25 protein-coding genes are annotated in these 22,651 nt (G+C 69.0%); 7 read left to right on the forward strand and 18 right to left on the reverse strand.

Annotation, left to right across the window (positions count from 1 at the left end; all coding sequences use genetic code 11):
* Positions 1-30 precede the first annotated feature (30 nt).
* From DKL51_RS30640 to DKL51_RS30660, 7 genes are read right to left on the reverse strand one after another with little or no spacing between them, the layout of a single operon-like run.
* The gene (locus DKL51_RS30640; protein WP_124812984.1) at positions 31-909 is read right to left on the reverse strand and encodes a KpnI family restriction enzyme N-terminal domain-containing protein; all 879 of its coding nucleotides are present in this window, start codon (positions 907-909) and stop codon (positions 31-33) included.
* A gap of 38 nt (positions 910-947) precedes the next feature.
* On the reverse strand, positions 948-1,592 hold the full coding sequence (locus tag DKL51_RS30645) for a LuxR C-terminal-related transcriptional regulator (RefSeq protein ID WP_124812986.1): 645 nt from the start codon (positions 1,590-1,592) through the stop codon (positions 948-950).
* Complete coding sequence (locus DKL51_RS37705) at positions 1,544-1,741, reverse strand: hypothetical protein (RefSeq protein WP_498070963.1); 198 nt, start codon at positions 1,739-1,741, stop codon at positions 1,544-1,546. The genes DKL51_RS30645 and DKL51_RS37705 overlap by 49 nt, the downstream gene beginning before the upstream one ends.
* A gap of 16 nt (positions 1,742-1,757) precedes the next feature.
* Positions 1,758-1,955, reverse strand: coding sequence for a sensor histidine kinase (locus DKL51_RS36790; RefSeq protein ID WP_260428723.1), 198 nt, complete (start codon positions 1,953-1,955; stop codon positions 1,758-1,760).
* 6 nt (positions 1,956-1,961) lie between these two features.
* Positions 1,962-2,276: a histidine kinase gene (locus DKL51_RS37005; protein ID WP_311768096.1), complete on the reverse strand. Its 315-nt coding sequence runs from the start codon at positions 2,274-2,276 to the stop codon at positions 1,962-1,964.
* Positions 2,273-2,959 (reverse strand): hypothetical protein, encoded by a 687-nt coding sequence (locus DKL51_RS30655; protein WP_124812988.1) that lies wholly within the window; start codon positions 2,957-2,959, stop codon positions 2,273-2,275. Before DKL51_RS30655 ends, DKL51_RS37005 begins: the two co-directional genes overlap by 4 nt.
* Positions 2,959-4,140 (reverse strand): L-histidine N(alpha)-methyltransferase, encoded by a 1,182-nt coding sequence (locus DKL51_RS30660; RefSeq protein ID WP_124812990.1) that lies wholly within the window; start codon positions 4,138-4,140, stop codon positions 2,959-2,961. The genes DKL51_RS30655 and DKL51_RS30660 overlap by 1 nt, the downstream gene beginning before the upstream one ends.
* A gap of 325 nt (positions 4,141-4,465) precedes the next feature.
* On the opposite strand from DKL51_RS30660, the gene DKL51_RS30665 reads away from it, so the two are divergent.
* The 3 genes from DKL51_RS30665 to DKL51_RS30675 are packed head-to-tail and all read left to right on the forward strand — an operon-like array spanning position 4,466 to position 5,840.
* On the forward strand, positions 4,466-4,807 hold the full coding sequence (locus DKL51_RS30665; protein WP_260428724.1) for an MMPL family transporter: 342 nt from the start codon (positions 4,466-4,468) through the stop codon (positions 4,805-4,807).
* A gap of 43 nt (positions 4,808-4,850) precedes the next feature.
* Complete coding sequence (locus tag DKL51_RS30670; RefSeq protein WP_438819683.1) at positions 4,851-5,168, forward strand: MMPL family transporter; 318 nt, start codon at positions 4,851-4,853, stop codon at positions 5,166-5,168.
* A 39-nt stretch (positions 5,169-5,207) separates the two neighbouring features.
* Positions 5,208-5,840: a hypothetical protein gene (locus DKL51_RS30675; protein WP_124812995.1), complete on the forward strand. Its 633-nt coding sequence runs from the start codon at positions 5,208-5,210 to the stop codon at positions 5,838-5,840.
* 71 nt (positions 5,841-5,911) lie between these two features.
* Here DKL51_RS30675 and DKL51_RS30680 read toward each other — a convergent pair whose 3' ends face one another.
* The 4 genes from DKL51_RS30680 to DKL51_RS30695 all read right to left on the reverse strand — a co-directional run bounded on the left by DKL51_RS30680 (position 5,912) and on the right by DKL51_RS30695 (position 11,196).
* Positions 5,912-6,943, reverse strand: a complete 1,032-nt coding sequence (locus tag DKL51_RS30680) for a hypothetical protein (RefSeq protein WP_124812997.1) — start codon at positions 6,941-6,943, stop codon at positions 5,912-5,914.
* 38 nt (positions 6,944-6,981) lie between these two features.
* A complete protein-coding gene (locus DKL51_RS30685) occupies positions 6,982-8,181 on the reverse strand; it encodes an amidohydrolase family protein (RefSeq protein WP_124812999.1) in 1,200 nt (399 codons plus the stop codon).
* Positions 8,182-8,401: 220 nt separating this feature from the next.
* Positions 8,402-8,776: a hypothetical protein gene (locus DKL51_RS30690; protein WP_124813001.1), complete on the reverse strand. Its 375-nt coding sequence runs from the start codon at positions 8,774-8,776 to the stop codon at positions 8,402-8,404.
* Positions 8,773-11,196, reverse strand: coding sequence for a nitric-oxide reductase large subunit (locus DKL51_RS30695; RefSeq protein ID WP_124813003.1), 2,424 nt, complete (start codon positions 11,194-11,196; stop codon positions 8,773-8,775). The genes DKL51_RS30690 and DKL51_RS30695 overlap by 4 nt, the downstream gene beginning before the upstream one ends.
* Positions 11,197-11,499: 303 nt before the next feature.
* Here DKL51_RS30695 and DKL51_RS30700 point away from each other — a divergent pair, with 303 nt between their 5' ends.
* Positions 11,500-11,733 carry a DUF2249 domain-containing protein gene (locus DKL51_RS30700; RefSeq protein ID WP_124813005.1) on the forward strand — a complete coding sequence of 78 codons (234 nt, stop codon included), beginning with the start codon at positions 11,500-11,502 and terminating at the stop codon, positions 11,731-11,733.
* A 16-nt stretch (positions 11,734-11,749) separates the two neighbouring features.
* On the opposite strand, the gene DKL51_RS30705 is transcribed toward DKL51_RS30700, so the two are convergent.
* From DKL51_RS30705 to DKL51_RS30715, 3 genes are all read right to left on the reverse strand, one after another.
* Entirely contained in the window at positions 11,750-13,024 is a 1,275-nt protein-coding gene (locus tag DKL51_RS30705; RefSeq protein ID WP_124813007.1) for a hypothetical protein, read from the reverse strand.
* Between the two features lie 221 nt (positions 13,025-13,245).
* Positions 13,246-14,571 (reverse strand): right-handed parallel beta-helix repeat-containing protein, encoded by a 1,326-nt coding sequence (locus DKL51_RS30710; protein WP_124813009.1) that lies wholly within the window; start codon positions 14,569-14,571, stop codon positions 13,246-13,248.
* 63 nt (positions 14,572-14,634) lie between these two features.
* Positions 14,635-15,972 (reverse strand): right-handed parallel beta-helix repeat-containing protein, encoded by a 1,338-nt coding sequence (locus DKL51_RS30715; protein ID WP_185734975.1) that lies wholly within the window; start codon positions 15,970-15,972, stop codon positions 14,635-14,637.
* A gap of 150 nt (positions 15,973-16,122) precedes the next feature.
* On the opposite strand from DKL51_RS30715, the gene DKL51_RS30720 reads away from it, so the two are divergent.
* Entirely contained in the window at positions 16,123-18,807 is a 2,685-nt protein-coding gene (locus DKL51_RS30720; protein WP_185734976.1) for a helix-turn-helix transcriptional regulator, read from the forward strand.
* A gap of 48 nt (positions 18,808-18,855) precedes the next feature.
* Positions 18,856-19,092, forward strand: coding sequence for a sigma factor-like helix-turn-helix DNA-binding protein (locus DKL51_RS30725; RefSeq protein ID WP_124813015.1), 237 nt, complete (start codon positions 18,856-18,858; stop codon positions 19,090-19,092).
* Positions 19,093-19,149: 57 nt separating this feature from the next.
* On the opposite strand, the gene DKL51_RS30730 is transcribed toward DKL51_RS30725, so the two are convergent.
* A complete protein-coding gene (locus tag DKL51_RS30730) occupies positions 19,150-19,917 on the reverse strand; it encodes a sterol desaturase family protein (RefSeq protein ID WP_185734977.1) in 768 nt (255 codons plus the stop codon).
* A 205-nt stretch (positions 19,918-20,122) separates the two neighbouring features.
* Here DKL51_RS30730 and DKL51_RS30735 point away from each other — a divergent pair, with 205 nt between their 5' ends.
* Complete coding sequence (locus DKL51_RS30735; RefSeq protein ID WP_124813019.1) at positions 20,123-20,476, forward strand: nitroreductase/quinone reductase family protein; 354 nt, start codon at positions 20,123-20,125, stop codon at positions 20,474-20,476.
* Positions 20,477-20,488: 12 nt separating this feature from the next.
* Here DKL51_RS30735 and DKL51_RS30740 read toward each other — a convergent pair whose 3' ends face one another.
* From DKL51_RS30740 to DKL51_RS30750, 3 genes are all read right to left on the reverse strand, one after another.
* Positions 20,489-20,986, reverse strand: a complete 498-nt coding sequence (locus DKL51_RS30740; RefSeq protein ID WP_124813021.1) for a hypothetical protein — start codon at positions 20,984-20,986, stop codon at positions 20,489-20,491.
* Between the two features lie 246 nt (positions 20,987-21,232).
* Positions 21,233-22,057: a PPOX class F420-dependent oxidoreductase gene (locus DKL51_RS30745; protein WP_124813023.1), complete on the reverse strand. Its 825-nt coding sequence runs from the start codon at positions 22,055-22,057 to the stop codon at positions 21,233-21,235.
* A gap of 92 nt (positions 22,058-22,149) precedes the next feature.
* Positions 22,150-22,515, reverse strand: coding sequence for a YciI family protein (locus DKL51_RS30750; RefSeq protein WP_124813025.1), 366 nt, complete (start codon positions 22,513-22,515; stop codon positions 22,150-22,152).
* Positions 22,516-22,651 lie beyond the last annotated feature (136 nt).

Here is a 22,651-nt window from a genome sequence, read left to right on the forward strand (position 1 = left end):
CTTACGCCGGGCGCTGGCCGCGAGCAGACCCTACGCGCTTCCCTTCGAGGCACAGCGGTTGCACCAGCTTGCCAGTCGTGCAAGGTCGGTCAAGCGCTCGGCCTGGAGGCCCGGAAGCGCGTCGGGCGACGCATCCAGGTGACGAATAACGAGGTAGAACGCCCGGTCCGCCGTACCTGATGTGCTTCGACCCATGCGGCACGTGCGACAAATGAAGCGATCCCGCGAGAACACCTGCCGACGGATGTCCTCGCCGAACAATGCCTGAGAAGGATGCAGACGATCCCACTCCATGAGTGAAGCCAGACGGTGATCGCCGGGATCGAGGTCGGGAGCGTCGGCATTGGTCTCAATGGGCAACAGCTCTCGCTTCCGTAGCTGGCGCGCCAGTTCCGCCCCCTCAATACCGTGCGCCACGCGGTAGATCTCCTCCAGCGTCACGATCTCGCCCACCAGCGCCTCGAACAGCTTCTGCACACGCTCTAAGGAACTGCCTTGCCCGTTACGGATGGAGGTCACAGTCCGCCATCGTTCGCGCCGTGCCAGATTGGGCTCCTCGGTGAGGATTCGGTAGCGTCCACCACCTTCCTCGATTTCATACCCCTCCTCGACGCGGAGCTCACGAATCCGGCGGGCCCACTCCCCGATACCGGACACAGCAGCGATCTCCCCACTGCTGACCCACTCACCCACATGCTTCAACAGGTAGGCGAGAATCCGCGCTTGTGCGCCACCACCACGCTCGGACCGCGGCCGCCTTCCCTGGTATGCACGTGCGACCGCCGCGCGAACGTCTGCCAGAGCGTCGAGCACCTCATCGTGTGATCGTTCTGCCGCCACCTCGTCGGCCAGCTCAGCAAGTCGCTTCACGGCCGATCGATATTGGTCGACTGCATCTGCCCGCGTCATGATGACAGCCTATGCTGCGGCGGTCTACCGCCTGAGTCTCAGCCGTTCAGGTACGCGAGCACCGCGAGCACTCGCCGGTTGTCGTCATCGGACGGCGGCATCCCCAGCTTGCTGAAGATGTTGTTGATGTGCTTGCTGACCGCCTTCTCGGTCACGAACAACCGCCCCGCGATCGCCGCGTTCGACCGCCCCTCGGCCATCAACCCCAACACCTCCCGCTCCCGCGCAGTCAGCTCCCCCAACCGCTGCGCCCCGGAATTCCGAGCCAGCAGCGCGGCGACCACGTCGGGGTCCATCACCATGCCCCCGTCGGCCACCCGGCGCACCGCGTCGATGAACTGCCCGACGTTCGACACCCGGTCCTTGAGCAGGTAGCCGACTCCCCCACCCCGGTCGGCGAGCAGTTCCCGCGCGTACAGCTGCTCGACGTGCTGGGACAGCACGAGGATCGGCAGCCCGGGAAGCTGCGTCCGGGCCGCGAGCGCCGACTGCAGGCCCTCGTCGGTGAAGGTCGGCGGCAGGCGTACGTCGAGGACCGCGACGTCGGAGCGGTACCGGGTGAGCGCCGGCAGCACGGACGGCCCGTCGGCGACTGCCTCGACCACCTGGTAGCCGTACGCGTCGAGGATGCGGGTCAGCCCGTCCCGGAGGAGGGCGAGATCCTCCGCGATGACAACGCGCACGGCAGCTCCATGGTCACGACGGTGGGTCCGCCGGGCGGACTCGTCACGGTCATCGTGCCATCGAAGGCCGCCAGACGGCGTCGCACACCCGCCAGGCCTGTCCCCGCGTCGGGGGTGGCGCAGCCCCGGCCGTCGTCGCCGACCACCATCCTCAGCAGGCCGTTTTCAAAGGACAGACGAACCCAGGCGCGGCGCGCCGCTGTGTTTGGTGACGTTCGTCAGCACCTCGGCCACCGCGAAGTAGGCCGCAGATTCGACCGCCGCGGGCGGGCTGCCGGCCAGCTGCACGTCGACGTCCACGGGCAGCGGCACGGCCAGGGCGAGGGCCTGCACCGCCCCGTCGAGGCCGCGCTCGGCGAGCACGGGCGGTTAGATGCCGCGTACGAGATCGCGCAGCTCGGCGAGGGCATGGCCGCTGGCCTCCTGTGCCTCGGTCAGCAGCCGCTGCGCCGCTGCCGGGTTGTCGGCCAGGAGCTGCTCGGCCAGGCCGATGCTCATCCGCAGCGCGACCAGCCGGGCCTGCGCCCCGTCGTGCAGGTCGCGTTCGATCCGGCGCAGCTCGGCGGCCTGCGTGTCGATGGTGTCGGCGCGAGTGGCGGCGAGGTGCTGGATCCGGGATCCGCTGCCCGCTTGACAGCTGGCGCCCGACGTTCGCAGGGCATCCGGCGGCGGGCAGGTTCCTATTGGGCGCTGTTTGCTTCCCTGGCGTTGCCTTGTCTGAGGTTGACCGTAGCGAGCGGAGCGGTGGCCAGGAGGGCTGTGAGTTGTTCCCGCATACGTTCCAGTGGACCGTCGGCGCTGTGCAGTCCCTGGTGAAGGTGGCGCAGCACGTCATCAGAGCCGTTGGTGAACGCCAGTATCTCGGCAAGCGAGAGCTGATGATTGAAAATCTCCGCTTCGTTCCGCCAGTCATGGAGCATGCTGGCAAGCGTTTCATCGCGCCGTGGGGACAGCACGGCTGAGGACAACGCAGCATTCACCGCCGAGAGGTTCATTCGTGGGTAGACCTGCCGACGAGCGAGTGGCGTGGTTCCCGCGGTGAAGGGCGGAGAGGTCAGGATCTTCCGGTTGTCCTGCAACTCGTCCTCGATGGCCTGGAGGGCCTCGGCGCGTCTTTCCCGATTCGCCGCCCAGCGCTCGGCGACGATGCCGGTGATGCCGCCGAGCAGACCCATGATCTGCACCGCCGGCTCGAAGCGCGACACCCCGTATGACCGGCTCCACCAGACAGCACTGACGACGAAAGCCACCGCCAGGCTGCCGGCCGTGACCGACATGATCCAGGTGCGGGGCGCCTTCACCCATGACGGCAGGGGCGGCAGGTGGCGCACCGGCGCCTCGGCTCGGGGCCGCACCGGCCCGCTCATCAGTTCCCTACGCGGCGGAACACGTCTCGCGCGGCCGTGTCGGGACCGTTGCCGGCGTCGCTGCTCGACAGGAGCATCAGATCCATGCCGAACCGACGGACTTTTTCGTAGGCCTGGAACTGCGTGAAGGCCTCACTCTCCACGAAAAGTCCCGCTTTGGCCAACGCAGTTGCCAAGGCCTTCAGCTGGTATTTCCGCGTGATGTGGAGGCGAATGGTGTCCCCGCTCGGGAAATGGACCTCACTGCGGTTCGGAAGTACGATCTTCAGATCTTCGGCCGATTTGTTGCAGTAGATCACCTTGATGAGCAGCGAGCGACCCTCTTCGACCACTCCCTCGAATCGCACATGATTCATGTTGATCGAGAGGTCGGTGTTCTGGTGCAACGCGCTGATGACGAACTCGCGGAACACCCAACTGGTCTCATACTCGCGGGCCGCCTGCTGCGCCATTCTCTCGTCGAGATGAGACGCCGTGGCGACCTCCACCATCAGCCTGTCCTGCGGGCGGAGCAGTTGCTTGCTCAGCCGTTCGACCAGGTCGACGTCGTCGTCGAAGTTGGCCATCGTGTTGCCGAGCAGAGAGAACAATACCGGCTCGTCGCCCATCAGCCGGCCACGCAACTCGTTCAACTCGGCCACGTTCTCTTCGACCGAGAAGTCGAGTTGCACCGGAAGCAGCTGGTTCCGGAACTGCCTGAAAAAGGGCAGGGACTTCATCGGCTTCAGACCGAGACGTAGCATCTCCGCGCTCATGTCGACGGGCACGTAGTACATTTCGGGGTTCAGCGGCTGGAGATCAGCCAGAACCACGGCGTCCTTCTCCCCCGTCCCGGGGCCCAGGCTGATGTAATGATAGGGCGTGCCATTGTGCCGGGAATGCAGATTCCGCCAACGCCGGCTGAAGGTGTCGATCCCGTCTCTCATGACGGGGTAGTTGGGGTCAGTACAGGCCCGCTGCCAGTTGACCGCCGGCTCGATACCCCAGTACGAATAACCGGACAGAATCCTTTTCTCGTCACCAGTTGACGAGAAGGGACGCTGAAGCTCGTTGGCCAGTTCGTTGAGCTTCCGGGACTGGTCTTCACCTATTAGGCACAGGGACCACGAGAACTCGGTTTCCGATATCACTTTCTCGAGTCTGCGCAGAAGCTTTATCTGCTCCCTGGCCTGCTGATTCATGATGAGCCATCCCCCGCGCGAGCTCGGACTGTCCCCATGTTCCGCGCGTCAACTTTAACAGCATTGAAGTGTTTGCAGGTACCCGCTTTGACGTGGTTTTTCAGGGACGCAGGACCGGCGCAACGGACCTTTTGTTGCAATTGCGCCTGTCGTGGAACACGTTCAGGCACCCGGCGGCGCTACATCCACCTCGCTCCCCGCCGACACGTACGCCGCCGCTCGGGCCGTCGCCGCATGAGCGCCGGGCAGGAGGTGCTGGACCGCCTGACCTGGTTGCGCCTGCACCAGCAGATCGGCCACCGCGCCCGGGCACCAGCCGCTGTCGGTGCTGCGGCAGCTCACCTCAGGTAGCTGCAGTGACCTGATGGACAGCGCCACGAAGCCCAATGCGCCGCCGGCGGCCATAGGCTGGACGGTCGCGGCAGCGGGGCTGATCCTTGCCGGGACGTTCGGGGTGCTGATGCTCGCGCCGATCTCGTTCCTGCAGCAGATGGGCTTCGCGGTGGCGATCGGCATCGTGCTGTCGGCGTTCGTCATGTCGATGTTCTTCGTGCCGGCGCTGACCGCGCTGATCGGGCATAAGGCGTGGTGGCCGGGGCACGGCGACGAGCGGCCCGTCAGCGGGCCGCACGCCCCGGCGGAGCCGGCGACCGTGGCGAAGGCGTAGGCGGCGGTGCGCCCACCGCCAGCTCTGCCTGCTCGCCGCGGACCTGCCGTCCACCCGGGGGCTCGGGCCGGTCGGCGCGGTCGGGATCGCCGCGGCGTTCCTGGCCATGACCACGCTGCTGCCGGCCGTGCTGGTCATCTTCGGGCGGTGGCTGTTCTGGCCGTTCGTGCCCCGATACTCCCCCGACGCCGTCGAGCTCGACGTGGCGGCCCAGCACGGGGTGTGGCGACGGATCGCCGTGCCGGGTGCGCAGGCCCTCGTCGGCGGGGACACCGCGTACCTGATCGACGAGGAAACGACGGTCAGCCGGGACAACCGGACGGTGGTGCCGCTGGTGCTGGCGGTCGCCCCGTGGTCGTAATCTGGGGCGACTTTCTTCCCAGCAACAGTTGGAGTGATCATGCTGGTCGGCATTCCTGCGCCCCTCGTTACCGGCGGGGGTCAGGTGCTCCAGCTGTGCAGCCGGCACGGTGAGCCGGCAGCCCAGCACAAGCGGGTGCTCTTCAAGTCGAAAGCGCCATCGTGGACGTACCTGCTCATCCCGTTCGGGCTAGTGGCGTTCGCGATCGTCGCCACGGTGCTGGAGAAGCGGGTGAAGGCGCCGGCGTGGCCGTTCTGCGCGCGCTGCCTCAAGCTGCGTACCAGTCGGCTGCTCGGCGGCATCGGCGTGGTGGTCTTCGCCGTCCTGGCCGTGCTCGTCCTCGCCGCCGTGGTCTCGCAGGGCACGTCGTACGCCGGGCCGATCGTCCTGGCGTTCGCGGCGCTGCTCTTCGTGGGGCTCCTACTCGCCGCGAACGGCGGGTGGCCCGTCATCGCCTCCGCCCACGTATCGGGCGACGGCCGCACGGTCCTGGTACGGAAAGCCGACCCGCGGTTCGCCGAAAACGTCGCGACGCTGCAGCAGTGGGTCGCCCAGCAACAATGGGCGGCGCAGCAGGGCTACCACCAGCCGCAACAGTGGCAACCGCAGTACGCCCACCCGCAGTACCCGCAGCAGCAGCCGTACGGCCCCGGCGGCACCATGCCCTCCTGATCCTCCGACAGGCTGATCGGCGGGACAGGCACTAGATCAACGAATTGCGTTGACCGGCTGTGACACCGGCCCTAGAAGGGCGCGGTCGCCACGGCTTGGGCTGGTAGGAACCAGTCGTCGCCCGCGTACGAGGCGATGACTCGGGTCGCGCCCTGCCGCTTGAAGCTGATCGTCGGCGTGTATCCGCCACCCTCCGGGAGCGTGAAGCGGGCGACCTCCCAGGTCCGGCTGTCTGATGCGGCGGTGACCACCAGCTCGCAATTGACGTGGCAGCCCGCGAGATTGGCGTACATGTGCAGCGTGCCCTGTGGGTTCGCCCAGACGTTCATACCCACGTATGAGGCCCGGCGCTCCACGGTCACCGTCGCCGTCGCCTGTGCCGGCGCGTGCACGTCGTCGCCGTCGAAGGTGGCCAGGTACTCGTAGGTGCCCGCGGCCTGGGGATAGTCGTAGAACCAGTTGCCGGAGGATGCGAGCACGATGTCGGGCAGCGGTGTCACCTCGCCGTTGAACGTGCGCTGCATGTGAATCACTGAACCCGTTGCATCGGCGTAGTCGTCGAACCACAGCCCGAGCGTTCCCGAGATCGTGCAACCGGCACAGGACGGATTGTTGGCGCTGAGGTTGAGGTGGGAAGGGACCCGGGTCACGGTGACCGTCGCCGTCGCCTGTGCCGGCGCGTGCACGTCGTCGCCGTCGAAGGTGGCCAGGTACTCGTAGGTGCCCTCGGCCTGGGGATAGTCGTAGAACCAGTCGCCCGACGATGTGACCACGATGTCCGGTAGGGGCGTCACCTCTCCGTTGAACGTCCGCTGCATGTGGATCACGGAACCGGTCACGTCGGCGTAGTCGTCGAACGACAGTGCAACCTTGCCCGTGATCGTGTAGCCGACGTACGACGGACTGCTCGGGGTGATGGTGAGGTGAGATGGGACGGCGCCAACCGCTTGGGCGTTCGGCGGTGCCATGAGGACCGCCGCAGCGGCCGTGACGATGAGCAGCAGCGCAGAACGAACTCGAGACCGCATGGCCTGACCTCCCGTTGTGGGGCGCTCGCTGTCAGTCTCGACTCGCTGTTTGACGCAGGTCAATAGTTGATGCACGTCAAAAGACTGGCGGTGCTGAAACCGGGGCGCGGTGACTAGGCGAGGCCGACCGGGGTCCCGCGGACCAGCACCTCACGCGGGACGCTCAGGAGCGAGGGGTCCTGGGCGAGGTCGCCGTCCACGATGAGTACGTCGGCGGCGTAGCCCGCAGCGAGCCGGCCGGTCTTCCCCGCGAGCCCGCATGCCTCTGCGGCCACCGACGTCGCGGCCGCGAGGGCCTCGGCAACGGTGTGGCCACCCTCGACCAGCTCCCCGATGGTGCGCCAGGCGTTGCCGTGCCGCTTGGCCGGGCCCATGCCGGAGTCCACGCCGGTGACCACGGCGACCCCGTGCTCGCGAAGCCGGCTGAACACGCCGATCCGCGACAGGTAGAACGCCTCGAAACTGGTGAAGCCCAGCCTCGCGGCGAGTGCCGCGAGCGGCGGCGGTGGTGCGGGCATCCGTGACAGGAGGGAGCGGTCGCTACCCATGGTGAGGTCGATGTAAACGCCCCGGCGGGCCACCTCGTGCAGCAGGTCGTCGTCGATGCGTGGTCCTTCGGAGGTGAGGCCGGTGAAGTGCTCGATCCCGTCGACGCCCGCCGCCACCGCGTTCCGCATGCCGATGGCTGAGTGTGCGTGCGCCACGACGGGGAGACCCGCGCCGTGCGCTTCGTCGACCAGTGCGGCGAGCTCGGCGACGGTGAACTGGGCACCCAGCTGGTCGGTTCCCAGCGTCGCGAACCCGCCCGAGGCCATCACCTTGATCACGTCGACGCCGCGCTCGGCGCGCGCCACGACCGCCGCCCGCAGGTCGCCGTCCACCACTCCGCCGAGGAAGTGGCAGTGCCCTCCCGGGGTCGTGAGCGGTGGCCCCGACGCGACCACGCGAGGCAGCCCCGGGCGGTCCCGGAAAACGAGGGTCCGGTAGTCGCGGTCGCCGAGGTCCCGGACGGTCGTCACCCCGGCCGCCGCGTGAGCACGCAGCGACTCAATGATGACGATGTCGATCGCCTCGTCTGGCATCGCCCCGGCGCGCTCGAGCCCTCCGACGGTGCTGTCCGCGACCAGGTGGGTGTGGCAGTCGATGAGCCCGGGCAGCACCGTGCCGCCGTACTCCACTACCTCGACGCCGTCCGGCAGATCCCCCCGGCCCGTCTCGACCCCGACGATCTGGTCTGCCTCGAGGAACACGGTGGCGCCGCCGGGCAGGAACCGGGTGCCGTCAAATGCGTGTGCCGCGCGGATCGCGTGCATACGACCACCATGCGGGGCCCGCTCTCCTGCTGCTATACCCCAACCGGGCCATTCAACCGTCACGTTCCTGACAAATATCGCCCCAGCGGGATCCCACTCAATGCTGGCCCGTCTACGCCGACGGCGCGGTGATCGCGAGGAGGCCCTACCCGAGTCGTACCTCCTCGCGATCCCGGACCCGGGGCGCCGGCGCGCGGTGCGCGACGCCCCCGGGGGTCACTCAGCCGGGCGGGGGTGCGGGCCGCCGGAGCAGCCGCGGTGCCCTACGAGCGAGCAGCATTCCGTGCGGTAGCGCCACCGCGCCCAGCACCGCGATCTCGATCGGCCCGTGGTTGCGTACGAGTGCTGCCGCGACCAGGACCAGTGCGATCGCCGCGACCGACAGGGCGATCACCGCGTGGAAACGGTGCACCTCCGAGTGCGGCCAGTCGGTCTGGTCGGCCGGTCGCGGCGCGTCCGGTACGGCCCGCCGGTAGCCGGCGAAGACCCGCGACGCCCAGGCGCTGGTGTTCTGCCGCCCCCAGATTTCCAGGGCGACCACCCCGGCGAGCAGCACCAGCACGTACCCGGCGGCGAAGGCTGCCTCGCCACTCATCTCGTCGCCTCCGGCCCACCAGCAACCTTGTCCGCCACCCCGACGACCAGGTCAGCCGCGTCCGTGTCCTCGGCCTTGTCATCCGAGCTGTCCGGGACGATCTCGGTGAAGAGCAGCGTCTCGGCCGGCGCCTCCGGCGAGCGCGTCGTCTTGCTGCGGTAGCGGATGCCCAGGTAGCTCAGCCACAGCAGCGGCAGCACGCCGCCGACCATGAAGACCACGTCACCGGGGAGCCGCAGCCACTCGAGGAACATGTTGGTGCCGCCCTGCAGGTAACCGAGGCTGCGGCCGTCGGCGTACCCGGCGTCGACGACCTTGTAGAGCTGCAGGGCCCCGGCGGGCAGCAGCGTGGCGAACGACATCCATGCCAGGCCCAGGTTGAGCGACCAGAATGAGATCGAGGCCAGCCGGTCCGACCAGCGTTCCTCGGGGATCAGGTAGCGCAGGGCGAACATAGCGAACCCGACCGCGAGCATGCCGTAGACGCCCATCATGGCGGCGTGCGCGTGGTTGGCGGTCAGGCCGGTGCCGATCTCGTAGTAGGAGACGATCGGCAGGTTGATCAGGAAGCCGAACACGCCGGCGCCGAGGAAGTTCCAGAACCCGACGGCGGCGAGGAACATGACGGCCCAGCGGTGCGGGAACGGGGTGCTCGACGCGCTCTTGCGGCGGGCGCCCAGTTGCAGGAAGCTCCACGCTTCCACGGTGAGGAACAGCAGCGGTACGACCTCCAGCGCGGAGAACGTCGCGCCGAGCGCCAGGTGCTCGGCCGGTTCGCCGGAGAAGTACAGGTGGTGCATGGTGCCGATGACGCCGCCCGCGCTGTAGAGCACGACGTCGAGGAAGATCACCGACAGGGCGACCCGCTCCCGTACGACGCCGAGCAGCACGAACAGGTAGGCGACGGTGGCCGTGGTGAAGAGTTCGAGGAAGTCCTCGACCCAGAGGTGCACCACGATGAACCGCCAGAAGTCGGCCGCGGTGAAGTGGCTGTCCGGGCTGGCGAGCAGGCCCACGGCGTAGAACGCCGGCAGGGCGAGGGCGGCGAGGAAGAACAGCCACGGCATGTTGGCCAGGTGTTCGGTGCGCAGCCGGCGGCGCAGCCCGCGGAACAGGATGAACGCCCAGATGCCCATGCCGAGGGTGAGCAGCACCTGCCAGATCCGGCCGAGGTCGAGGTACTCGAAGCCCTGGTTGCCGAGCTGTGCCCACAGCGGGCCGAGCCAGCCGCGCATGCCGGCCAGCTCGCCGAGCAGGCTGCCGACGACCACCACGACGAGCGCGCCGAGCAGCAGCCGGGTCAGCAGCGCCTGCCGCTTCGGCTCCCAGCCGCGGGCGATCAGCGGCGCCAGGAAGATGCCGATGGCGAGGAAGGAGGTGACCACCCAGAAGATGGAGAGCTGCACGTGCCAGGTGCGGGTCAGGTTGTACGGCAGCCACTGGTCGAGCGGGAAGCCGAAGAAGCTCTGCAGGTCGGCCCGGTAGTGCTGGGTGGCGGAGCCGAGCAGCGTCTGCACCAGGAAGAGCCCGGACATGATGAAGAAGAACCAGGCGGTGGCGCGCTGCGCGGGGGTGAGCCTTACGTCGCGCGGTGCGTGGAAGCGCAGCTCCCGGTGGTCGCGGTTGTGCCAGCCGAGGAAGTTCCACCGGCCGAAGGCCGCGAACAGGGCGCCGGCCCCGACCAGCAGGAAGATCAGCGACAGTACGCTCCAGGTGACCGTGTGCCCGGTCGGCTTGTTGTCGACCAGCGGCTCTGAGGGCCAGTTGTTGGTGTAGGAGTACGTCTTGCTGGGCCGCTCCGCCGCGGACGCCCACGCCGTCCAGCCGAAGTACGCCGTCAGGTCGTGGATCTCCGCCGGGTCGGTGATCGCGTTGGGGCGCAGCCCGTTCTTGCCCTCGGGTGAGCTGAGCGTCGCGGCGTAGTGGGCGGTCAGCTCGGTGAACGCCTTGCCCTGGGCGGGGCTCCAGACCAGCGTGCCGGTCTTGTCGTCGTACCGGTTGGCTTTGAAGTCCTCGACGGTGCGGGCGTGCCCGGCCTCGGTGCCGCCGTACTGGTCCTGCACGGAGGTGGCGGCGCGGTGCAGGTAGTCGGCGGTGAAGTCCGGACCGAGGTACGCGCCGTGGCCGAAGATCGAGCCGTACTGCATGAGACCGTTGCGCAGGAACGCCTCCTGGCCCTGGCGGATGTCCTCGCCGGTGAACAGCAGCTGACCGTCCGACGTGGTCACCTTCTCCGGGATCGGCGGCTGCGCCTGGTAGGTGCGCATCGCCAGGAACCCGAGGACGAGGAACCCGGCGAGGGTGACCAGGATGGCAGCCTGCACCCAGCCGCGACCGATCATGCGGCCCCGCTTGCCCACCCGGGTGCCGGTGGGGGGCGGCGCCGGGTCGGGTACGGCGTCGACGGGGGCTTTCGACATGACCATGCGATCTCCTCGGGTGGATGCGAAGGTCGCGACGGCCGGCGCCTGGAGAGCGACCCGTTCCAGCGGGCCGACCGTGAAACACGAGTCGTCCAGAAGAAACTAGCTATCCGGTTAAAAGCCTTCATGGGGCTACCGACCCGGGCCGAAGGACCCGGTCCGATGGGGATTAGCTGACTTCTCCGATCCGCAGGCGCAGCACCGGGGAGACCGCGTGACGACGGCCTCACTGCGCGGGTCTAGCTTTATGACGAACCTGTTCGTATAAACGTGGGTAGCCGAGACCTCAGGGAGGCAGCCATGACCGAGGACCGTCAGCTCGACGTCCGCCAGGAGGCGCCGGCGCGCCGCCACGACCTCATCTTCGGCACGTACCACTCGCTCGGCGCGGGTGAGAGCTTCGTGCTGGTCAACGACCACGACCCGAAGCCGCTGTACTACCAGTTCGCCGCCGAGCACCGCGGCCAGTTCAGCTGGGACTACCTGGAGACCGGCCCGGAGCGCTGGCAGGTACGCATCGGCCGCCCGGCGTAGGCAGTCGGGCGCTCGGTCAGCTCGCGGGCTGGTAGACGTACACCGGCTCTTTCCGGCCGGCGCGCTCCGGGCACCTGCCGCTCGGGCCGCCCACCATGCCGAGCCGGCCGTCCTCGCACACGGTCAGGTAACCCCTGCCCTGCCAGAACCCCTCCACGCAGGTGAACCACCGGCACACGTCGGGAGCCGGCTCGTGGACGAGGGTGCCGCCGCAGTAGTTGTAGCCGTACGGGTTCGCCGGAGCCCCACACCGGTCCGCCGGTGTCGGTGAAGGCATGCCCGGAGAGCCGGTGGGGCCCGGTGCCGGGTCGATGAGGCCCGGAACCGGGATGGGCTGGGACGCCTCCGGATCGGCCGTACGGGGGCCCGGCGCGCCGCTGGTGACATCGGGATCCGCAGCCTGGGAAGGAGCGGTGCTGGGCACCGAGGGACCGGTGGTGGGAGCGGCGCTGGGCGGTGTCTCGGTGCCGGGTCCGGTGCCCCGGGTGATGGGAGTGCCACCATCCAGGGCGCCTCGCGGGCCCTCGGGCCCGGCCGAGTCGGCCGTCATGGCGTACGCGGGCAGGGCGATGAGCGCGACGGCGGCGGCGATGATCGCAGGGTGGGCGAGGCGGGCCCGCGCCGGCGCATGCTCCGCCGTGACCACCACCGGCGCCGGCGGCCGCGACCGCCGGTTGGCGGCCACCGCCTCGTCGAGCCGGGCGAGCACGACGCGGCGCTGACCGATGAAGTCGGCGTACGCCATGGTCAGCCGCAGCCGGAAGCGGGCCGCGGCGTCCAGGGGCACCCGGAGGCCGGCGACCGGCCCGCCGTCAAAGGTGTGCAGCAGCGTGATCGGCGCCGCCGGGTGGTGGGCCAGGCCGCTGAGCTCCAGGTACGTCCACTCGCGATCGCCCTCGCGCCCGAAGAGGATCACGCGGCGGTCGGTGACCACGGCCGTTCCGGCGTCGGTCACTCGTACCCCGTTGGGCAGGCGTGGTGTCCGCCGTGTTCGCTGGACGGGGATGACGGCGAGTTCGGGTGTGGGGAGGTCGGCGTGGCCGTCCTCTACGTCGACGAGTTCGGCGTCCGGCTGCACGGCGAGGACGACCTCGTCGTGGGTCAGGTCCACCGGCAGGTCAGCCGCCGGTTCGGCCGGCAACTCCTCGGCTGCGGCGCGCAGGCGCAGCAGGCGGATCCCCCGCAGGCACCAGGCCTCGACCGCGTCCTCGTACGCGCGCCGCCGCCGCTTGTTCTCGCGTTCCGCCCAGCGGGTCCCCCAACCCGAACCGGTCCTGTCCAGCTCCGCCACCGGGGCCGCCTCCCGCGAAGATGATTCGGCATGGCGTGGGGTATAACCCCGCTGGCCGCGTAGGGACACGCCCACCTCCTCATCGATTCGGGTCGCTCACTTTTTGGCGTACCCAGGGAGGTGGTGTGCCACTCGCGGCAGCGACCGGTCAGATCGGACAGAGGTCGCCCCGGGACGACGAACGCGGGCGGCCCGAGCGAGTCGGGCCGCCCGCGTTGGCGTCAGGATGCGGCGGGGCAGATCGTGCCAGCCGGATCGTCGGTGACGCACTGGTTCCCGATCCAGTTGTTGCCGAGGACCGTCACGCCGTCGACGGTCGTGAAGGTCGCTTCCCGGGCGTCGAACTGTCCGTTGCCGAGCATTTGGTTCGACTCGATGGTGTTGCCCGTCGTGTACAACCCGGTCCGGATGCCAAAGGCATTGCGGTCGGCCGTGTTGCCCCGGATGACGTTGCCGGTGTTGCCGTCGAGCACCAGGATGCCGGTGCCCCCGTTTTCAGTGATCACGTTTCCGGAGAGCTCGGTACCAGTTACCTTGGCCTGCCCGCCGATGCTGACTCCGTTACCTAGATAACCGGTGATCGTGTTGCCAGTGACGAGTGCATCCGTCGTCGGCTCAGGCACCGCCAGGATCGGTGTCGAGAAGAGGATCGCGCCCAGGCTTCCACCGCTCAAGGCGTTCGTGGTCACCTCGAGCCCGGCATTCCTCCCCGACACCCAGATCCCCCGCCCCCCGGCCTCGACCGTGTTCTGATCGATCAGGGTTCCGGCGGTGTTCTCAACCCGGTAGCCGTTCAGGTCTCCGCGCGATGCGTTGTGGTCCAGCGTGAGCCGTTCGGTTCCGGCATATGCCCAGCCGATCTCGTACGCGATCCCCTGCGTTCGGAAGGTGCTGTTGTGGTCGATCCGTGCGCCCTTCAGGAGCTGCCGCTGGTTGGCCAGCGCCCACCGATTCTCCCGAAGGCAGTTGTGATGTGCGCGGGACTGCGTTGTGCCGTTGCTGCCCAACTCGATACCGAAGGTGTTCTTCCGGATCAGGTTGTGGTGGATCTGGTAGCCCGAGTAGCCAGAGCTGGCTGCCACAGCCGGGGTGTACATGGTGAATCCGTCCACCAGAGTCGGCGTGGGGCGGTAGAGGCCCTGGAGCACGAACCCCGCCAGCTCGACATTGTCCGCGGCGAGACTGAACAGTGAGGTCTCCGACTCGTCCGGGGGCTCGACGATCGCAAATCGCGTCGGATCCAGATCGTCGAGCTGGCTCGGTGTGGGGTCGAAGCAGTCCAGGGCCTCCACCTCGTCGAGCTGCCCGCGGATCGTCAGCGGCTTGTCGACCGTGACCCACTCGCGGTATCTGCCCGGACAGACCTGGACGACCGCACCGGCGGGCGCTTCGTGCACCGCCTTCGAGATCGACGTGTAGTCGGCGTCGGCGCACTGGGCTCGGTCGTCATCGACGACCACCCTCGGTGTGGTCGCGGCCGCGGCGTTGCCCGGCAGCAGCATCATCGCGCCGAGAGCGACCAGGGACGTGACAGCGGTTTTCTTCATTGGCACTTTACTTTCCTTTCGGGTGGGTTTTGTAGGTGGCCACGACGAGTGCCTGAGCAGGGCCTAGCCGGCGCCGCAGATCATTCCGGCGGGGTCGTCCGTCACGCACTGGTTGGCGGTCCATGTGTTGGCGGGCCAACTCTTGTCCCCTGCGTCGAGAGCGTTGTCGAGCATGCGGTTGCCGTCGAAGAGGTTGCCCGCTGTGTACAGATCCGTGTAGATGCCGTAGCGCGTGTTGCGTTCCGTGACGTTGTTGCGGACTTCGTTGCCGGTGTTGTACGAGCGGAACACCACTCCGGCGGCGTTGTCACTGCTCACGTTGTCCGCGATGACGGAGTCGTGCAGGTCGCCGGGACTGGTCGGCATTCCCGCGGCCGCGATGATGCCACTGCCCTTCATGCGCAACACGGTGTTGCCCGCAACCAGGACGTTGCGGCTTGGCGCCGGAATCTTGTCGATGTACGCCATGGCCGCGAAGACGATCCCGGATCCCCCGTCGGTGACGAGGTTGGAGGCGATCGTGAGGTCGCTGTTGTCGCCACCGATCAATATCGCGGTGTTCGACGTCAAGGTGATCTCGTTGTCGAGGATGGCACCGCCGGTCGAATTCAGCAGCCCGATACCGCCCGCGTCCGCGCGGGAGACGTTGTGGTCGAACGTCACCTCGTCATGCCGGCCGGGACCGCCGGCCTCGACACCGACCCCGTTCTTGTACGTCTGGTTGTGGTCGATGCGGGCGTTGCGCAGGTCCCGCGCGTTCCAGGCCGCACGCTCGTAAGCCCCGGTGGTGGCGACCCAGATTGCGTCGTTGTCGAGTTCGGACACGAGCCCGTACCTGTTCTGCCGGATGCAGTTGTGGTCGGTCCGCGACTGCTGGCTTCCCTCGCTGCCGGAGTCGACCGCGAAGAGCGTGTTCAACCGGAACAGGTCGTGGTGGATCCGGGAGCCGGAGAAGGTGTCCGAGGCGTCCACTCCGACGGACGCGCCCTGGATGACGAAGCCGGCGATGACGATGTCGTTCGCCCGCAGCGCGAACGCGGTGGTGAAGTCGTCTCCCGGCGGATCGACGACGACCTGCTGAGCCGGGTCCAGATCGCCGGGCTGTGACGGGGTGGGGTCGAAGCAGTTCACCGCCTCGACGGCGTCCGGGTCGCCCCACAGTGTCAACGGTATGTCCACCGTCACGCTCTCCGGATAGAGGTCCGGGCAGACCCTGATCTGATCGCCCGGTCTGGCCGCGTCGACGGCGGCCTGGATCGAGGTGAACCCGGCGTTGCCGCACTGCACCCGGTCCCGGTCGACGACCAGCGTCGACGACGACGTCTCCGCCATGGCCGCGGAGGGAGCGACAAGCGCCACGGCCAGCGCCGCGAGAAGGGGTACGGATCTCATCAGCTTCATGCCTGCGCCTTTCCCTGGTCGGAACCCCGACGATGCCGGTCGCATGCGGCCGGCACATGAGCAGCAGGGTGCTCATCTCGCGCTGATCACCATCTGTCGGATCCGTGCGCGTACTGTCCGATGACCACGCAGGGTCCTAGCATCAGGGCGATGAGTGAGGGTTGGCCCTTCGTGGGCCGGCAGGAGGAGCTCGACCTGATCGCCCGGGCGATGGGTGATCCCGCCGTGGGTGGGATCGTCCTGGCGGGACCATCCGGTGTGGGCAAGACCCGACTCGCGCTGGAGGCCCTCGCTGGCGTGGACCCGAAGCGAAATCTGGTCCGGCGGGTCGTCGCCACCCAGGCGACGCAACGCATCCCGTTCGGGGCGCTGGCCCCCGTTCTGCCGGCGCAGCTACCCGCCGTCACTGATCGGATCAACCTGCTGCGCCTGGCCGCCGAGGCGCTGCTTGGCGACGCCGTTGGCCGCCGCCTGGTACTGGCCGTCGACGACGCGCAGCTGCTCGACGATCTCTCAGCGGCCCTGATTCACCAGCTGGTGCGAGGTGGGGCCAGCTTCGTCATGGTCCTCGTCCGGGCCGACCAGCCCGCGCCCGATCCGGTCACCGCGTTGTGGCGACATCGCCTGGTCGAACGCGTCGATCTTCAGCGGCTGCTGCGGCCCGACGTCGAACAGGCCCTCGTCGAGCACCTGCAGGGCCCGTTGGACGGAATGAGCCTGGAACGGATCTGGCGGGCCAGCGCCGGCAACGCCCTGATGCTGCGCGAGCTGGTCTCCGCCGGCTTGGAGGCGGCAGCCCTGCAGCGGGTGGAGGGGGTCTGGCGCTGGCAGGGGCAGTGGGTGTTCCCACCACGGCTGATGGAGCTGATCGAGCACCGCATCGGCCAGCTCAGTGACGATGAGCGGGAGGTCCTCGAGCTGTTGGCCTATGCCGGCCCGATCGGACCGGACCTGCTCGGCCGGCTGGTCTCGCCCGAGACGGTCGAGGCGGTTGAGGCCAAGGGGCTGTGCTGGGTCGAGCAGCTCGGCCGACGGATGGTGCTGCACGTTGCCCACCCGCTGTACGCGGAGGCACTGCGAAGGCGGACGCCGGTGCTGCGTGCGCGGCGCCACCAGCGGCGGTTGGCCGACATCGTGGAGGAGACCGGCGCACGCCGTGTCGCCGATGCCCTGCAGCTCGCTACCTGGCGCATCGCCGCCGGTGCGCCGAGCCCTCCGTCGATTCTCCTGGCGGGGGCGGAGCAGGCATGGGCGCTGCTGGACCTGCCGCTGGCCGAGCGTCTGGCGAGGGCTGCCTTCGCCGCGGGTGCGCGGGTCGACGCCACCAGCATCCTCTGGCGGGTACTCGGCCTGCAGAACCGCCAGGACGAGCTGGATGCGCTGCTGGCGGAGGTGCAGTACGCGGCGATCGACGACCGGGAGCGGATGCAGCTGGCGGTCGCCCGCGCGTACACGCTGTGCTGGGTACTCGACCGCGTCGACGAGGCCCTCGCCTACATCGAGGGAACGCTCCACCAGGTGGCCCACCCGGATGCCCAAGCGGCGCTACAGGCCCTGCGCGCGGTGATGCTGGCGCACAACGGCCGGATGAGCGAAGCGGCCGCCTCCGCCGACGACCTGCTGGCCGTTCCTCTCGCACCCGGGCTGTCCCTGGCCTCCGCCCACCTCGCCAAAGCCTTCGCCCTGACCTGGCGGGGCCAGACGGGGCAGGCCGTCGCGAGCCTGGACCTGGCGCTCGCGGCCCCCGGCTGGGCAGACCACGCCCCCTGGCTCGGGGTCGCAGCCCGAGGCTGGTACAGCCATACTCTGCTGCTGCACGGCGACCTCGCCGCCGCCACCACCGCCGCAGAGGACGCCTACGAGCTGGCCGTGGTCAGCGGCTGGGAACTGGCCATGGGTGCGGCCTGCATCGCGCGCGGACAGGTGGCGCGGGCCAGCGGTCAACTCGTGCAGTCCCTTCGCTGGCTGCGGGAAGGGCTCGGTCTGGCCCGGCACAACCACACGAGCGGCCCCGCGTACCTGCTCCAGGCGCAGCTTCTCGGCGAACTCGTCCGCACCGCGGCGATGCTGGGCGACCTGGATTCGGCTCAGCGCGCGATCGTCGTGGCTGACGCCTCCCGCCGCGCCAGCCAGCTGCTGTACTTCCCGCGCGTGGAACTGGCCCGTCCCTGGATCACCGCCGCGCGGCAGGGCAGGGCGGCGGGAAGTCGGCACGCGGTCGCCATCGCCGCCGACCTGCGGCAGACGCAGGCCTACATGTACGAGGCGTGCGCCCTGCACGACGCGGCCCGGCTGGGGGGCGCCAGCGGGGTGGCGGGCCGGCTCCGGGAGCTGGCCGAGGAGCTGCCCAGCGACCTTGTCCGGGCGTACGCGGCCCACGCCACCGCCCTCACCAGCCACGACGCGGCCCGCCTCGAAGCCGTCTCCGCCCAGCTGGACAACATGGGTTTCCTGCTGCTGGCCGCCGAAGCTGCCGCCGACGCCGCCAGGGCCTACCGCCACGCCGGCCGGGCCGACAGCGCCCGCCGCACCGCCGCCCACGCCGCAGCCCTGACCAGCCGATGCGAGGGCGCAGCCACCCCGGCGCTTCAGGATCTGCAGGCGCCGCAGCTGACTCCCCGCCAGTTCGAGATCAGCAAGCTGGCTGCCGCCGGGCTGACCAACGAAGAGATCGCGGATCGGCTGACCCTCTCCGTGCGCACCGTCCACAACCACCTGCATCAGGTGTACGCCAAGCTGGGCGTGACCGGACGCAACCAGCTCGCCGGCGTGCTCAACCTGCCCACGCAACGGCCGGGTACTGGAGCACGCCAGCCTGAAGGCGGGAGGGCCTGAGCACCTCGCTGCTCATGACGGCACGCCCCCAGCGGCTAGGGTCGCGCCATGACGTACGAAGAGGCGCTCGATCTCCTCCCCGTCAGGTACGCGCAGGCGCTCCAGCTCCGCCGCCTCGGCTGCGACGAACAGGCGATAGCTGCCGAACTCGCCGTTGAGCCAGCAGCGGTGGGACCGATGCTTCAGCTTGCCGAGGCCAAGCTGGCGAGGCTGTTGGCGGAACCAGCGGAGGTGGCACCGTCTGAGCGCCGAGGTTTGCAGAGCCAGAGCCCCCCGGAGGTATGACGAGTCTGCTGACCGGCGCTCAACCGGCCGGACGGCCCCACCCTATGCGCGACCTACTCAGGCCACCAGGGCGTACGGCGCGGGGTCGGCCGACAGGCGGCGCTGGTCGTAGTCGGGGGCGAGGGTGCCGAAGAGCCGGTCCCAGATCGACGTGTAGAAGCCCAGGTTGACCGCGGGCTCGACGTGGTGCCCGGCGTGCAGCGTCGGGGTAGCGACCCAGCGGAACACCCGGCTGCGCCGGGCCGCCGGCGGAAGCACCTCCACGCCCAGGTGCCCGAAGATCCCGAAGACGAGGTTCACCGCGGTGTAGCCGACGATCGCCCAGACCGAGAAGGCGTGCAGCGCGAGCGCGGCCAGCCAGAGCCCGCCGAATCCGAGGATCTCCAGCGGGTGGAGTGCGTACAGGGTGGCGGGGCGGGCGTCGACGAACCGGTGGTGCAGCGCGTGGGCGAGCGGGAAGAGCCGGGGCCGATGCGCGACCGCGTGGCCGCCGTACATCAGCAGGTCCATCAGCAGGAGCAGCAGCACGAAGTCGGCCAGCATCCGGATGCCCGCGTCCGGGTTCAGGTGGATGATCCCGGTCCGCCACAGTCCCCAGCCGGCGACCGTTACCACCGCGTTCATCACGATCGCCCCGCCGGCGAGCCAGACCTGCAGCCGGCTGATCCGGCCGGGGTCGGGTAGCAGCCGGACGACCGTCGGCAGCCGCAGCAGGGCGTTGCCGGCGCCGACGGCGACCAGGAAGAGGAGGGCGTTCTCGAGCAGGGCGAGGCCGACCACCTGGCCGACATCGAGTCGCCACGCCCAGTCGAGGACGGCATCCATGTCACCGAGTATTCGCAGGACAAGGGACCTGTAGAACCGCACTTGCGGCGTTTCCCTCCCCACCGCGAACAGGCGCCAGACCGACCAATCCGGCATTTGGCGGGATCACGCCGGGGTGGCGAGGTGCCCGAACCGGCAGCGGGCCGGTGCGCAGGTCCATAGCCTGACAAGCGGAGCTACCTCGGGAAGCTGAGGGAGGAACACCGTGAGCGACGCGGTCAGGGATGCCTTTTCGGGCACCAACGAGGTCGAGATCACCGTAACCGGGCGAAAAACCGGACGGCAGATCACCCACCCCGTGTGGTTCGTGCAGGAGGAGTCCAGCCTGTTTCTGGTTCCGATCACCGGCTCGGACAGCAACTGGTACAAGAACGTCCAGCAGACGCCATGGGTTCAGGTGTCGGCGAACGGAACGGCCATCAACACCAGCGTCACGCCGATCACCCAGCCCGACCGGGTCGACCACGTGGTGGAGATGTTCCGCGACAAGTACGGCGCGGATCAGATCGAGGCGCTGTACCCGAAGCATGACGTCGCGGTCCAGGTGCCGATCGGATAGGTGAGCGGCTGCTCAACCGTGCTCCCGCCGGTGGATCAGGGGCCGGTAGAGCGCGGCGGTCGGCATCGCCCGCCAGCCGAGGACCACCAACGCCTCGGCGAGCAGGAAGACGGTGAGCAGCAGCGGGAAGAAGCGCTCGACGTTGCCGGGCAGGCGCAGGTACTCCTGGCCGATGATGACCTGGGCGTAGGTGTAGAGGGCGTACCCGCCGATGCCGGTGGCCAGCAGCGGCGCGACCGGATGCCGGCGGAGAGCGAGCAGGGCCGCCGCGAGCGCCAGCGGCGCGACCACGACGAGCGCGGCGGCGTCGCTGCCCAGCAGCTGGTTGAGGGTGGTGTGCGAGGTGCGGTACCGGATCAGGTCCAGCCCCAGCGGGCCGAGCAGCGAGGCCGCGGCGATCGCCAGCGCCGTGGCGGCCAGCGCCCCGGCGAGCAGTCGCGGATGCCCGTGAACGGACGGCAGCGGGCGAGCCGGCCGCTGCGGTGACCGGATGGTGAGCTGCGCGGTCATCATGCCTCCCGACGCTTGCGCCGGCCTACCGCTCCGGGATGTCGAACCGGTCCTGTCCCCTCCAGCCTGCCTCCGCCTCCGCCTCCGCCATCTCCGGCAGGGACCACGTCACCGGATTCGGAGGACCTTGGTCCCTTCGGCCCGGCGACGAGGCGTCTGAGCGACATTCCTGTTGCCGGTACGGACTCCACTGACCACGGCCACCGCGGTGATCCATACCAGCCAGCGCCGTGCGCCCATCCCCGCTCACCTCCGCACCCCTTCAACGTCCGCCGGTCCCGTCAGGGTTTTAGGAGATCCGGCCGCTGTCACCGGGGTGAGCTCGAAGTGGACGGTAGGGCCGGTTCTGCGTCGCCCGAGCCGGTGCATCACCGGCACGAGCACCCCGTGCAGCATCGGATGCTTGCGCCTCAGCGCCCGGGCGGCGGCCGCGTGTTCCGCCCCGGTCAGCCGGCGCGCCGTCGCCTCGATGGCCGGCCCGGTCACCCGGCCCTGAGCCGAGGACGGCGCCACGGTAACGCGCGGGTTGTTCCGGAGCCGCCTGGTCTTCCACGCCTTCTCGAAGCTCCGCACGTAGGCCCGCTCCCCCACCACGGCGATGCTCACCGGCGTCGGCACCGGCGTCCCGTCCCGCTTGACGGTGGTCAGCACCACCGTTTTCTGCCGCACCAGCGGCGCCCAGGCGGGAGCGGTGGCGGCGTCGACGTACCCGACGACCCAGCCCGACTCCCGCAGCCGGGCGATCATCGCGACCAGCGCCAGGAGGGCCGACAGCCCGACCACCCAGGTCTGCGCGGCACTGCCACCGACGTGGGCGTCGACCAGGTGGGAAGCCGTGTGCGCCACCCCACCGACCACGTACCCGGCGAGGGCGACCGCCAGCGCATCCGCCCAGATGAGGGCCAGCAGCAGCGTCGCCCCGATGCCGAGCTGGAACGCCCCCGCGTCGTGCACGAAGTGCTCGTGCGGCGGGAAGTTCACCGCCGAACTGAACGACGACGGCCACCGCAGCGCCCATACCCCGATCACCACCGCGACCAGCCCGAGCGCCGCGGCCACGACCCGCACCATGCTTCTCATGCCCAGGTGACGCGCCACCGACCACGGATGTGACGGGCAACGACCCGGCGGCGAAACTGCCGCCGGGTCCTCGCTGACAGAGATCAGGCGGGCCCCTCATTCACCCGCCGGACGTCCACCTCGACGTCGATCCCCGACTCGATGAAGATGTCGACGTACCGCTTCCCCCACTCCACCGCCTCCTCCTTCGACCGCACCTCGAGCAGCCCGAACCCGGCGATGAGTTCCTTTGTCTCGGTGAACGGTCCGTCGGTGATGGTGGTTTTGCCCTTGGTCGCGGTGATCCGGGCGGACTCCTCGCTGCTCTTGCAGAGCCCCTCGGCGGCGAGCAGCACGCCGGCCTGCGCGACCTCCTGGATGAACGCGCCCATCCGCTTCTGGAACTCGGGAGTCGGCTCGAAGGTGCCGGGGACGCTCTCGTCCAGCTTGTGCATCAGCATGTAACGCATTGGTGGGTTCCTAATGAGTTCTGGGAGTGAGCCATCCGGCAAACTCCTGGTGGGTAGGTAGCCGCCAGTTGGTGAGCACTCGTCGTTCCTGGACATCGAGTCCTGATGAAAGATCGTGCCCCGGCTGGTCGGTGTG

It is taken from the genome of Micromonospora globispora, from assembly GCF_003857015.1.
Taxonomy (GTDB): Bacteria; Actinomycetota; Actinomycetes; order Mycobacteriales; family Micromonosporaceae; genus Micromonospora; species Micromonospora globispora.

What these genes read in the sequence shown, in the direction of transcription:
- DKL51_RS30640 (WP_124812984.1), bottom strand. Translation starts at nt 909, where the DNA reads ATGACGCGGGCAGATGCAGTCGACCAATATCGATCGGCCGTGAAGCGA.
- DKL51_RS37705 (WP_498070963.1), bottom strand. Translation starts at nt 1,741, where the DNA reads ATGGTGGTCGGCGACGACGGCCGGGGCTGCGCCACCCCCGACGCGGGG.
- DKL51_RS30655 (WP_124812988.1), bottom strand. Translation starts at nt 2,959, where the DNA reads ATGAGCGGGCCGGTGCGGCCCCGAGCCGAGGCGCCGGTGCGCCACCTG.
- DKL51_RS30660 (WP_124812990.1), bottom strand. Translation starts at nt 4,140, where the DNA reads ATGAATCAGCAGGCCAGGGAGCAGATAAAGCTTCTGCGCAGACTCGAG.
- DKL51_RS30675 (WP_124812995.1), top strand. Translation starts at nt 5,208, where the DNA reads ATGCTGGTCGGCATTCCTGCGCCCCTCGTTACCGGCGGGGGTCAGGTG.
- DKL51_RS30685 (WP_124812999.1), bottom strand. Translation starts at nt 8,181, where the DNA reads ATGCACGCGATCCGCGCGGCACACGCATTTGACGGCACCCGGTTCCTG.
- DKL51_RS30690 (WP_124813001.1), bottom strand. Translation starts at nt 8,776, where the DNA reads ATGAGTGGCGAGGCAGCCTTCGCCGCCGGGTACGTGCTGGTGCTGCTC.
- DKL51_RS30695 (WP_124813003.1), bottom strand. Translation starts at nt 11,196, where the DNA reads ATGTCGAAAGCCCCCGTCGACGCCGTACCCGACCCGGCGCCGCCCCCC.
- DKL51_RS30700 (WP_124813005.1), top strand. Translation starts at nt 11,500, where the DNA reads ATGACCGAGGACCGTCAGCTCGACGTCCGCCAGGAGGCGCCGGCGCGC.
- DKL51_RS30710 (WP_124813009.1), bottom strand. Translation starts at nt 14,571, where the DNA reads ATGAAGAAAACCGCTGTCACGTCCCTGGTCGCTCTCGGCGCGATGATG.
- DKL51_RS30715 (WP_185734975.1), bottom strand. Translation starts at nt 15,972, where the DNA reads ATGAAGCTGATGAGATCCGTACCCCTTCTCGCGGCGCTGGCCGTGGCG.
- DKL51_RS30720 (WP_185734976.1), top strand. Translation starts at nt 16,123, where the DNA reads ATGAGTGAGGGTTGGCCCTTCGTGGGCCGGCAGGAGGAGCTCGACCTG.
- DKL51_RS30725 (WP_124813015.1), top strand. Translation starts at nt 18,856, where the DNA reads ATGACGTACGAAGAGGCGCTCGATCTCCTCCCCGTCAGGTACGCGCAG.
- DKL51_RS30730 (WP_185734977.1), bottom strand. Translation starts at nt 19,917, where the DNA reads ATGGATGCCGTCCTCGACTGGGCGTGGCGACTCGATGTCGGCCAGGTG.
- DKL51_RS30740 (WP_124813021.1), bottom strand. Translation starts at nt 20,986, where the DNA reads ATGACCGCGCAGCTCACCATCCGGTCACCGCAGCGGCCGGCTCGCCCG.
- DKL51_RS30745 (WP_124813023.1), bottom strand. Translation starts at nt 22,057, where the DNA reads ATGGTGCGGGTCGTGGCCGCGGCGCTCGGGCTGGTCGCGGTGGTGATC.
- DKL51_RS30750 (WP_124813025.1), bottom strand. Translation starts at nt 22,515, where the DNA reads ATGCGTTACATGCTGATGCACAAGCTGGACGAGAGCGTCCCCGGCACC.